Annotated in this window: 10 protein-coding genes; 3 read left to right on the top strand and 7 right to left on the bottom strand. The window is 66.7% G+C overall.

Annotation, left to right across the window (positions count from 1 at the left end):
• Positions 1-1,563: HAMP domain-containing protein (locus tag BRAS3809_RS10415; protein ID WP_035655971.1), on the bottom strand; the 1,563-nt coding region annotated here is incomplete at its 3' end.
• A gap of 259 nt (positions 1,564-1,822) precedes the next feature.
• Between BRAS3809_RS10415 and BRAS3809_RS10410 the strand changes: the two genes are divergently transcribed.
• The gene (locus tag BRAS3809_RS10410; RefSeq protein WP_008962052.1) at positions 1,823-2,395 is read left to right on the top strand and encodes a hypothetical protein; all 573 of its coding nucleotides are present in this window, start codon (positions 1,823-1,825) and stop codon (positions 2,393-2,395) included.
• Between the two features lie 132 nt (positions 2,396-2,527).
• Here the strand turns inward: BRAS3809_RS10410 and BRAS3809_RS10405 are convergent, their stop codons facing one another.
• A complete protein-coding gene (locus tag BRAS3809_RS10405; protein ID WP_008962050.1) occupies positions 2,528-3,268 on the bottom strand; it encodes an NUDIX hydrolase in 741 nt (246 codons plus the stop codon).
• Positions 3,269-3,473: 205 nt separating this feature from the next.
• On the opposite strand from BRAS3809_RS10405, the gene BRAS3809_RS10400 reads away from it, so the two are divergent.
• Both BRAS3809_RS10400 and BRAS3809_RS10395 read left to right on the top strand, forming a co-directional pair.
• Positions 3,474-4,508, top strand: a complete 1,035-nt coding sequence (locus BRAS3809_RS10400) for an SPFH domain-containing protein (protein ID WP_008962049.1) — start codon at positions 3,474-3,476, stop codon at positions 4,506-4,508.
• Positions 4,498-5,427 carry a diacylglycerol kinase catalytic domain-containing protein gene (locus BRAS3809_RS10395; protein WP_008962048.1) on the top strand — a complete coding sequence of 310 codons (930 nt, stop codon included), beginning with the start codon at positions 4,498-4,500 and terminating at the stop codon, positions 5,425-5,427. Before BRAS3809_RS10400 ends, BRAS3809_RS10395 begins: the two co-directional genes overlap by 11 nt.
• 431 nt (positions 5,428-5,858) lie before the next feature.
• Here the strand turns inward: BRAS3809_RS10395 and BRAS3809_RS10390 are convergent, their stop codons facing one another.
• The 5 genes from BRAS3809_RS10390 to BRAS3809_RS10370 form a co-directional block, all read right to left on the bottom strand.
• Entirely contained in the window at positions 5,859-7,814 is a 1,956-nt protein-coding gene (locus tag BRAS3809_RS10390) for an alpha amylase C-terminal domain-containing protein (RefSeq protein WP_008962047.1), read from the bottom strand.
• 21 nt (positions 7,815-7,835) lie between these two features.
• On the bottom strand, positions 7,836-8,207 hold the full coding sequence (locus tag BRAS3809_RS10385) for a tRNA-binding protein (RefSeq protein ID WP_008962046.1): 372 nt from the start codon (positions 8,205-8,207) through the stop codon (positions 7,836-7,838).
• A gap of 680 nt (positions 8,208-8,887) precedes the next feature.
• Positions 8,888-9,862 carry an ABC transporter ATP-binding protein gene (locus BRAS3809_RS10380; protein ID WP_008962045.1) on the bottom strand — a complete coding sequence of 325 codons (975 nt, stop codon included), beginning with the start codon at positions 9,860-9,862 and terminating at the stop codon, positions 8,888-8,890.
• The gene (locus BRAS3809_RS10375) at positions 9,859-10,848 is read right to left on the bottom strand and encodes an ABC transporter ATP-binding protein (RefSeq protein ID WP_008962044.1); all 990 of its coding nucleotides are present in this window, start codon (positions 10,846-10,848) and stop codon (positions 9,859-9,861) included. Before BRAS3809_RS10375 ends, BRAS3809_RS10380 begins: the two co-directional genes overlap by 4 nt.
• A 277-nt stretch (positions 10,849-11,125) precedes the next feature.
• A partial coding sequence (locus BRAS3809_RS10370; RefSeq protein ID WP_035655967.1) for an ABC transporter permease occupies positions 11,126-11,403 on the bottom strand: 278 nt, incomplete at its 5' end.

The following is an 11,403-nucleotide window of genomic DNA, read 5'->3' as shown; positions in this document are numbered from 1 at the left end:
CACCTCGTCATTGGTCTTCTCCGCCTGCATCGCCGCCGCGCCGGCGATGGAGGTGGATTCGGTCACCTGGCGGCTGATCTCGCTGATCGAGGCCGACAGCTCCTCGGTTGCCGCAGCGACCATCTGGACGTTGCCGGAGGCGCGCTCGGAATCGGAGGCCACCGAAGACGCCTTCGTCCGGCCCTGGTCCGCCGTCGCCGACATCGATTGCGCCGTGCTGTTCAGTTCGTTCGACGCGGCGGTCAGGGTCTGCAGCGACGAGGTGACGGTCGCCTCGAACTGACGGATGAGATGGTCGACGGTGGCCTGGCGGCGTTCGCGCCGGCTCTGCTCCGCCTCCTTCTCGCTGGCGAGGCGGTCGCCGGTGATCATGTTGTCCTTGAACACCGCGAGCGCCCGCGACATCTCGCCGATCTCGTCGCCGCGATTGATGCCCGCGATGTCGATGGTGTAGTCGCGATCCGCCAGCCGGCGCATCGCCGCCGCCAGCGAGCGGATCGCAGCGGAGATGCGGCGCTGGACGACCAACAGCCCGGCGAAAGCCACGGCGAGCGCGATCACCATCATGACGGCGTTGAGGATCAGGCTGTCGCGCGCATCGCTGATGCGACGGCCGGCCACCGCCACCATCTCGGCAAGCACGGCATTGGCCGCATCGACGCTGTAGGACAGCAGCGCGGTGTTGAGCTTGGACAGTTCGGCGAACTTGACCTCGACCGTCTGGTTGTTGCGAAGCGCCTTGACGAGGCCGGCCTGCTGCTCGGCCATTGCCATCGCATCGGCCTGCTTCGAGCGGTTGACCGCATCGACCAGCGCGGCCGGCGCGTCGGGACGCGCCGCCGCCGTGAGCACCTGGCTCCAGGCCTGGCTCTGGCGGCCGAAATCCTCGGCGCCGCCGACGATCTCCGCGACCGTCCACGGCTTGCCCGACGCCGCCGCGTTCTCGAGCCGGATCGCGAACTGGCCGCCGAAGTTCCTTGCCGCCCAGGCCGCCTGCTTGACGTTGATCATCTGGTCGACGACCGGATCGACCAGCTTCATCGTCTCTTCGAGATCGGCCGCGATGACGAGCAGCGCGTCGAGGTAATCCTGCGCCGCCTTGCGGAACGAGTCCGCCAGCTGCATGTCGCGCGCGGCCTTGGGCTGATGGATGGCCCGCTCCGCGTCGGCGCGCAGCGACGCCAGGCGGTCATGGGTTGAAACGAGACTGCCGAGACGGCTCGCGATCTTGGCGTCGGCGAAGCCGGCGAGCGCATCCTGGACCTGCTTGTAGGCATTCTCCGACAGCTCGCGGTTGGTCGCAATGCGCGTATCAGCGGCCTGGTCGGCGGTGCCGTCGGCCGCCAAGGTCGCCAGGAACGTGCCACGCTCCAGCCGGAAGCCGATCAGGGTGTTGAACAGCTGCTGGTCGGCCCCGGCCAACCGCGCGATGCGGTGCGCGGACTGATAGCGGGTCAGCGCGTCGACCACGCCGGTTGCGAGACTGCCGATCAGCAAAACCGCAAGCGCTCCGATGATCAGGCCGAGAACGGTCCGTATCGTCAGGCCATCGAGCAGGCGCATCCGTAGACTCCGTTGTCCCTTGGCTACGCCTGGCAACTTCGCCGAGCGGTATTAACATTTTCTCTCAAAATGTCCGTAATCTCCGCAGTACGGGGTTCGGCGACTCCGCACCCCGTATTCGTACGGAGCACCGAACAATTCTGCTTCGTTTTATGTGAAGTCGGCCGGCAGACACGTTCGGAAACAACGAACAAGGAGCTGTTAAACGTTACAGCCGCACCTGGACGCAGGTTTGATGTCGCAACCTCCGGAGCACGCCATGACGTCGATCTCTGCCTCCTCCATCAGCGGCTTTTCGCCGCTCGACCTGCTCAAGCAGGAGCTTTCCAAGGAAGTCTCGTCCGGCAAGGTCAGCTCGACCGACCAGACCGCGCTGTCGTCGGCGCTCGACGACATCGATTCCGCACTGAAGAGCGGCAGCAGCAGCTCGTCCTCGACGACGAGCGCGAGCACGCCGCCCTCGCCCAAGGAGATGCAGTCGAAGATCGATGATCTGATCCAGAGCGAGGTCGACAGCGGCAAGCTCACCTCCGACCAGGCGAGCGAGCTGAAGAACGTGTTCGCCAACGCCTTCTCCGGCGGCCCGGGCGGCGCTGGTGGCGCGGGTGGCCCGCCGCCTCCGCCGAGCGACGACTCCAGCAGCGACACCACCTCGAGCACCTCCTCCACGTCGTCGTCGTCGGACTCGTCGTCGCAGGTCGAGGAGCTGCTGAAGAAGCTGCTCGAGGCCCTGCAGAGCTCGAACAGCAGCACGACGTCGTCCTACAGCGCCAGCGGCAGCAGCTCGTCGAGCTCGACCAGCAAGTCGCTGGTGGTGGATTTTTCGGCGTGAGGGATCACCTGTTGACGTAGCACGTAGCCCGGATGAGCGAAGCGACATCCGGGTTCATCGCAACAGCGCGTGAGACCCCGCATGTCGCTGCGCTCATGCGGGCTACGCCACGGCGACACCACGACACGACCTTCACTCTGGCGCGTTGAACGTGCGCGCGAAGTACACCGGCGCCGCAGCGGCTTTCAGCCGGTAGAGCTGCGCCGGCCGGTTCGGGCCCTTGCGCATCTTGGCGATCGGCTCGATCAGGTCGGCCGAGAGCATGCGGGTGCGGAAGGCGCTCTTCTCCAGCGCGCGATCAAGCACGATCTCATAGGTCCGCTGCAGCTCGGGCAGCGTGAACTCCTCCGGCATCAGAAAGGCCGGCAGCGAGGTGTACTCGACCTTGCTGCGCAGCCGCTGCACGGCCGCCTGCAGGATCTCGGCGTGGTCGAAGGCGAGCTTCGGCTTCACGCCCGTTGCGTCGAGCGCGAACCATCGTGCATCCGCGGCAAGCGCCGCCTCCGCGGCTGAGGCGGGGATCAGCGCGAAATAGGCATGGGTCGCCGACCAGCCGCGGGGATCGCGCGTGGCACTCCCCCAGCTGCCGAGCTGCTCCAGATACGGGCTGACGACACCGGTCTTCTCGACGAGCTTGCGGCGCGCGCAGGCGGCGAGATCGGCATCCCTGGCGACGTCGACAAAGCCGCCCGGGAGCGCGAATGCGTCCGGAAACGGCTCGCCCTCGGCATGGCCGCGGCGCACCAGCAGCACGTGCAGCGCCTCCTGCCGGATCGTGAAGATGACGATGTCGACCGTCGTCAATGGTCGCGGAAAATCCAATCCGCCCCCTTTCTCACCCGCCCCGCCGCCCTGCCCTTGCCGTCCTGCCATACCGCTCGCCCCCCAAAGAATGCCCTTGACACTAGCACACTTAGTTGTACTGTCCAACTTACTTAGTTGGCGTGACACACTTATGTCGCCAGCCAGTAGCCCGGGTGAGCGCAGCGACACCCGGGTTCACCTCGGCAAGTCGTGAGACCCCGGATATCGCTGCGCTCATCCGGGCTACGCGATCACCAGACGACAGGAGGCCGCCATGTTCGGCATTCGCTTCATCAAGGCCCAGCCCACCACCTACCTGCTCAAGTACCGCGCCGGCACGATCGTCGAGGAAGGCGCCGGGCTCTCCACCTTCTATTATGGCCCCGCGACCTCGCTGGTCGCGATCCCCATCGGCAGCCGCGACGCCGCCTTCATCTTCCAGCAGATCGCCCGCGACTTTCAGACGCTGACGATCCAGGGCCAGGTCACCTACCGCATCGGCGAGCCGAAGAAGGCGGCGGCGATGCTCAACTTCACCCTCAAGCGCGACGGCAAGACCTACGACTCCGATGACCCCGAGGAGTTGCCGCAGCGCGTGCTCGGCGCAGTCGAGGTGCTGGCGCAGCAGGCGGTCAAGGACATGCCCCTGCGGGAAGCGCTGCGCGCCTCCGACCGCATTGCGGAGGTGATCGCGACCGGGCTGAAGCAGCGCGCCGACATCGATGCGCTGGGGCTCGAGATCCTCGGCGTCGCCGTGCGCGCGGTGAAGCCGACGCCGGAAACGGCCAAGGCGCTGGAGGCCGAGGCGCGCGAGGCGATCCTGAAGACCGCCGACGAGGCCATCTTCGCCCGGCGCAACTTTGCCGTCGAGCGCGAGCGGGCCATCCGCGAGAGCGAGCTCGATACCGAGATCGCGGTCGAGCAGAAGAAGCGGTCGATCCGCGAGACACAGATGGACGCGGAGGCGAGCGTATCCGCCAAGACGAATGAGCTGCGCGAGGCGGGCATGGTGGCCGATATCGGGCTGGAGGCCAAGCGCAAGGACTTCGTGGCGCTGAATGCGGCGAACACCCGAACGCTGGCGGATGCCGAGGCCTATCGGGTCGGCGCGCTGATGAAGATCTTCGAGGGCGTCGACACCCGCGTGATCCAGGCGCTGGCGGCGACCGGCATGCAGCCGGGTCAGCTGATCGCGCAGGCGTTCTCTGGGTTGGCCGAGAAGGCCGAGAAGATCGGGCAGCTCAACGTCTCGCCGGAGTTGCTCAACAGCCTGATGCAGAAGCCCGCGGAGGCCCCCCGTGTCCGGTAGCGACCGCAAGGTGGTGCTGGTCGTCAGGAGAACGCGGCTCGAGGAGCTGATCGCCAGATTCCTCACCGCGGACCAGGCCCGCTTCTATGTCGAGCATCTCGGCGCCGACTTCTCCGATTACGAACGCGAGCACGCGGCCTACCAGGCCGCGCGCGCCACGGCCACGCAGACCTTGGAGCGCTGGGGCCGCTACCAGATCGTCGACCGCGGCTTCCTGCCGAACTTCATCTTCGGCCCCGCCGACATCGTCGCCGCGCTCGGACCGGACGGGCTCGTCGCCAACACCATGAAATATCTCGACAGCCAGCCGCTGCTCGGCCTCAACCCGGACTCGCTGCGCCACGACGGCGTGCTGCTGCCGTTCGCGCCGGATGACCTCGCGAGCCTGCTGCCGGAGGTCGCCGCCGACAAGCGCGCGGCGAAGGCGGTGACCATGGCGCGCGCGAGCCTTGCCGATGGCCAGGTGCTCTACGCGGTGAATGACCTCTTCATCGGCGCCCGCACCCATGTCTCTGCGCGCTACGAGATCGCGACGCGCGAGCGTCAGGAGCGGCAGTCCTCCAGCGGACTGATCGTCGCGACCGGCCTCGGCTCGACCGCCTGGTTCAAGAGCATCGTCACCGGCGCGCTGGCGATCGCCGGCAGCTATGGCGGTCACGGCGATGGCGGCTACACCGCCCTGCCCTGGGACGCCCGCGCGCTCCGCTTTGCCGTGCGCGAGCCGTTCCCGAGCAAGACATCGCAGACCACGCTGGTGTGCGGCGGTCTCGACGGCGCCGAGACGCTGCGTCTCCGTTCCCTGATGCCCGAGAACGGGGTGATCTTCTCCGACGGCATCGAGGCGGACCATCTCGATTTCAATGCGGGGACGGAAGCGGTCATCGGGATTGCCGAGCGACAGGGGCGATTGATTGTGTAGGTTCTTGCTGCGGATCACTTCGCTGATGGAGCGACGTGCTCTCACCGCGTCATTGCGAGCGCAGCGAAGCAATCCAGAATCCCGCCCACCACCCTGGATTGCTTCGCTACGCTCGCAATGACGGCGGAGAGACAGGCGTCCGTCTTTTCAACATCGCCGTTGCGGGCACGGTCTCGTAGGGTGGGCAAAGCGGCCGCCGAAGGCGGCAGCGTGCCCACCGTCGATCCGCGAGCATGGCGGCGAGATGGTGGGCACGGCGCCTCTGCGATCTCGTCCGTGGACAGAGCAGTGCATCGCCTTTGCCCACCCTACGGTTCTCGTTGTCGACCAAGACCGTCGCTCGTAGCCCGGATGAGCGAAGCGATATCCGGGGTCTCACGCGCTGTTGCGATGAACCCGGATATCGCTTCGCTCATCCGGGCTACGCACCCTCAGGCCCGCGCGAACACCAGCACGCCATTGGCGGGGATCGTCACCATCGCCGAGTTGGGCTGGCCGTGCAGCGCTGCGCCATTCGCACTGACCTCGCCGTTGTTGCCCACCACGCCCGGGTTGACCCAATTATCGTAGACATCGCTGTTGAACACCTCGTGCCAGGTGCCGCCAGCGGGAAAGCCGATCGCGTAGTCGCGCCAGGGCGTCTCGCTCAGGCTGACGATCACCATGACGTCGTCGCCCTTGCCGTCCCAGCGGTGGAAGGCGAGCACGCGGTTGGAATCGTGGACGTGGACGATGGCGCAGCCCTCGCTGGTCAGCGCCGGATGGGTGCGGCGGATCGCGATCAGCTCGGACGTGAAGCGCACGGCATCCGCGGTGATCTTGTCGGCGCCGTCGAGCAGCGGCCATTGGATCGTGGTGTCCGGGCTCGGCGTGTCGCTCCAGGGACGGTCCTCGAACAGCTCCTGGCCCATGAACAGCATCGGGATGCCCGGCGCGGTGAGCAGCAGTCCGGTGGCGACGCGGCTGCGGCTGCGTGCGTACCAGCAGCGGCTGTCGATCGGATCGGCGAGACGCGGGATGCGCGGCTCGCGGCCGGCATAGACGATGTCGTGGTTCTCGATCGAGTTGACGGCGCGCCAGCGCTTGTCGAGGCCGAGATCGGCGATCGCGGCCGCAATCGGCTGCATCGGCACGAGCGCCCCTGCTCCGCCTGCTGCGCTGGCAATCGCGCCCCGCACCGCCAGCCGCAAGCCATCACTCCAGGTCGCGTCGAAGCCTGCGCCGCCCGCGGCGATGTCCTTCACGATCCACGGATTGACTGGCCAGTACTCCGCGATCTGGATCGCGTCCGGCTTCTCGGCGCGCAGCGCCTCGGTGAGCTGCTGACAGGTCGCCCAGCCGCCGAACCGGTCCATCACGCTGACCTCGTCGAAGCGCAGGCCGTCGGCGTGATACTCGCGATAGAACATGATCGCGTTGTCGACGAGGTACTGCCGCACGTCGGCGTTCCAATAGGCAAACACCTGGCCGCCGGCCCAGCCCTGGTCGGTGAAGTAGAGACTGCGGTTGGGATCGCCATACGCCTGGCGGTCGAAGAACCAGATGCTGGCCTCGTCGAAACCGCCGCCACCATGATTGTAGACGACGTCGAACAGCACGGCGATGCCACTGATATGGCAGACGTCGATCAGCGCGCGCAGCTGGTCGTCGCAATGCCTGACCACGCCGATGTCGGCGTAGGGCGCGGCGCCTGCCGCGGTCAGGATCTCGTTGGTGCGCGCGAAGTAGGAAGCGAGATGCGCCTCCTCGTGCTCGCCATATTCGGTCTCCGGGCTGAACAGGTCGGTGCCGTTGTAGCCCATGCTGAACATGGTCGGGAATTCCTGCACCGGCAACAGCTCGATGGCGTTGATGCCGAGCTTCTTGAGATGCGGCACGCGCTCGATGACGTCGAAGAAGCAGCCGTCGGGATTGCCGGCCTTCATGTCGAAGCAGCCGACATGGAGCTGATAGATCACCAGCTCGTTGCTGGGCGGCGGCGTGAAATCCGCATCGTGCCAGGGAAACGCTTGTGGGTTGCGCAGCACGCTGTGCGCCTGCGGGAACGGCGGATCGACGGTCAGCAGCCGCGCATGCGGATCGCGCTTGTAGCCGGACGTGCCCTCGCCCTCGACGAAGTACATGTAGGCATCGCCGTCCTTCAGGCCAGGGATGAAGACGGCCCAATGGCCGTTGCCGATCGGCGCGAGGCGACAATTCGCATCCTGAGCCCAGTCGTTGAACGGGCCGGAGACGTAGATCGCCTTGGCATGCGGTGCGAACACGCGGAAGGTGGCGCCGCCGGTCACCAGGGTGCCGCCCATGGGAGCCTGGAGAAGATGCATCTGCCTCAAGGAAATTCGAATGCCCTCGGGGAATGGCGGCAGCGTAACAGGTTCCAGCAGCATATCCACGGTCTCGCCCCCCGCTCAGAACAATCGCGCGCCGTTCGGCACGGCCTTGTCGGGCTTGAACAGCACGACATTGCCCTGGTCATCGGGAAAGCCGAGCGTCAGCACCTCGGACATGAACTTGCCGATCTGGCGCGGCGGGAAGTTGACGACGGCGGCGACCTGGCGGCCGACCAGGGTGGCCGGGTCATAAAGCGTCGCGATCTGCGCGCTGGAGCGCTTGCTGCCGATGGCGGACCCAAAATCGATGGTCAGCTTCAACGACGGCTTGCGCGCCTCCGGATAGGGCTCGGCGGCGACGATAGTGCCGACGCGGATGTCGACGGCCAGGAACTGGTCGAAGCTGATCTGGGCGGCCGCCGGTGCTGTGGGCTCGTGGGCAAGATGCATGGGCGGCCTCTTCGAACGCGGGACAGGCCGGCCGAAGGGTGGTTCCCGGCACGGCGCGAATTGGAGATTCCTCAACCGGATCAATTTCTAGTCGCCGGGTCGGGCGGTGACAATGCGCCGGTTTGGGGACGGCGCGTCCCCGCGGGCGATTGGGCAAGTTGGTGTGGCCGAAGAGCAGCAGGCGGCCCCGCATCCCCGCACCCGCTTTGGGAAGAGCCCCGCCGCTTCCCCAGCCTCCGCCGTCGTCCCGGCGAACGCCGGGACCCATAACCACAGGCCGTCGTGATGACGCGAGACAGCCAGGCCTGCGCAAGCCAACAACCGACACGGAGTATGGGTCCCGGGTCGGCGCCCCGCCGCCGCTTCGCGTCGCCAGGGCTTGCCCGGGACGACAGCGGAGGTAGCGTGAGAGCGGAGGATCGGAGCCACCTGACGGTGCCTGCGATCACCTGTAGCCTTCAAGACGGTGGTCGAGTTGAACGCATCGTCTCTCCTCCGTCATTGCGAGCGCAGCGAAGCAATCCAGGGCGTCACGAGGACTCTGGATTGCTTCGCTGCGCTCGCAATGACGCGGTGAAGGCTTGTGTGACCGTGTAGCCCGGATGAGCGCAGCGATATCCGGGGTCAACCGCACTGGTCATGAGAACCCGGATGGCGCTGCGCTCCTCCGGGCTACGACGTCACGCATTTTCCAAATGACACGCCACCCATTGGTCCTCGCCCTTCAGCCTGAGCTCCGGCACCTCGCTGCGGCAACGGTCGAAGGCCAGCGGGCATCGCGTGTGGAAGCGGCAGCCTTTCGGCGGGTTGACGGGGCTCGGCACGTCGCCCTTCAAAATGATCGGCGTGCGCTCGGCGCCCGGCTCGGGCACCGGCACGGCTGACAGCAGCGCCCTGGTATAGGGATGACCCGGCGACGCGAAGATCTGCCGCCGTGGCGCGATCTCGACGATCTTGCCGAGATACATCACGGCGACGCGGTGGGTCATGTGCTCGACGATGGCGAGGTCGTGGCTGATGAAGAGAAGCGCGAGGCCGAACTCGCGCTGCAGGTCCTGCAAGAGATTGACGATCTGCGCCTTGACGGAAACGTCGAGCGCGGACACCGCCTCGTCGCAGACGATCAGCTCGGGCTTGGCGGCGAGCGCACGCGCAATTCCGATGCGCTGGCGCTGGCCGCCGGAGAATTCGTGCGGGCGGCGGTTCACGGCGTCGCGCGGCAGGCGCACGATCTCCATCAGCTCCGCGATGCGCGCGTCGAGCTCGGCTCTGTCCTTGGCGAGACCGAAATTGTTGATCGGCTCGGCGAGGATGTCGCGGATCCGCATGCGCGGATTGAGGCTGGAGAAGGGATCCTGGAACACGACCTGGACGCGGCGGCGCATCTCGCGCAGCCGGTGCGGGCCGAGATCGTCGATGCGCTCGCCGTCGAGCACGATCTGCCCGCCAGTGATGTCGAACAGCCTGAGGATGGCGCGGCCGACGGTGGACTTGCCGCAGCCGGACTCGCCGACCAGCGACAGCGTCTCGCCGCGCGCGATCTCGAACGACACGCCGTCGACCGCGTGCACCTTGCTTTTGGTGCGGCCGAACAGCCCGCCCGAGATCGGGAAATGCTTCTTGAGGTCGTTGACCTGGAGCAGCGGCATGGTCATGCGGCAGCCTGCTCCTTGGCGGCGAAATGACAGGCGGCGATGTGATGCGGCGCCTTCTGCTCCAGGCCCGGCGCGTATTGCCGGCAGAGGTCGGTGGCACCAGCGCAGCGGCCGGCGAACACGCAGCCGTCGATGCGCTTCTTGAGGTCCGGCACCTGGCCGGGAATTTCGGCGAGGCGCCTGGTCTCGCCCGACAGCGACGAGCCGAGTTTTGGCAGCGCGCCGAGCAGGCCTTGCGTATAGGGATGACGCGGTGAGCGGAACAGCTCCTTCACAGGGGCTTCCTCGACCTTGCGGCCGGCATACATCACCATCACGCGCTCGGCGACCTCGGCGACGACGCCGAGATCATGCGTGATCAGGATGATGGCGGCGCCGACGCGCTGCTTCAGTTCGAGCATCAGCTTGAGGATCTGCGCCTGGATGGTGACGTCGAGCGCGGTGGTCGGCTCGTCCGCGATCAGGAGCTTTGGATTGCACGCCAGCGCCATCGCGATCATGACGCGCTGGCGCATGCCCCCCGACAACTGATGCGGATATTCGCGGACGCGGCGCGCCGGCTCGGGGATGCCGACCAGCGTCAGCATCTCGACGGCGCGCTTCTCCGCGGCGTCGCGGTCGAGGCCCTGATGCAGCCGCAGCGTCTCGCCGATCTGGCGGCCGACGGTCAGCACCGGATTGAGGCTGGTCATCGGTTCCTGGAAGATCATCGAGATGTCGTTGCCGCGCAGCGCCCGCATCTCGCGGTCGGAGAGCGTGAGGATGTCCCTCCCCTCCAGCAGAATCGACCCCGCGATCTTGCCCGGCGGCTCCGGAATCAGGCGCATCATCGACATCGAGGTGACGGACTTGCCGCAGCCGGACTCGCCGACGATGGCCAGCGTCTCGCCCGGATTGACGTGGAACGAGACGCCGTCGACCGCCCGGTTGATGCCGGTGGGGGTGCGGAAATGGACCTGGAGATTCTCGACCTCGAGCAGTGGCATCAGGTCAGCTCCCGGCCGCGTGGTGAGGCTGCATGCGGTGACATTGGGGCCTCATGGTTCGAGACGCGTCGCGAATTGCGACTGCTCATGGTCACGATCAACTCGGCGCGACGCTCCTCACCATGAGGGTTGGGTTCCGAAATCGGCGCTGCGGATCGGTCATGAGCCTTGTCGCTATGCCGCTCACTCTCACCCCTCACCCTGAGGAGCCCGCCGGAGGCGGGCGTCTCGAAGGGCGAGGCCCCTGCTCGGGCCACAACGTTCAATTTCTCTCCGCTCATGGGCTCTTCGCCATGCGCGGGTCGAGCGCGTCGCGGAGGCCGTCGCCGACGAGGTTCACCGCGAGCACGGTCACCGACAGGAACGCCGCCGGGAAGAACACGATGTAGGGCTTGACCTGCCACAGCGCGCGGCCCTCGGCCATGATGTTGCCCCAGGACGGAATGGTCGGCGGCGTGCCGGCGCCGATGAAGGACAGGATCGCCTCGGTGATCATGGCGCTGGCGCAGATGTAGGTGGCCTGCACCAGCATCGGCGCCATCGTGTTGGGCAGGA

The organism is Bradyrhizobium sp. STM 3809 (assembly GCF_000239795.1).
In the GTDB taxonomy this organism is placed as follows: domain Bacteria; phylum Pseudomonadota; class Alphaproteobacteria; order Rhizobiales; family Xanthobacteraceae; genus Bradyrhizobium.
Note: the sequence above shows the minus strand (reverse complement) of the source record. Positions and strands in the feature narration are given on the sequence as shown.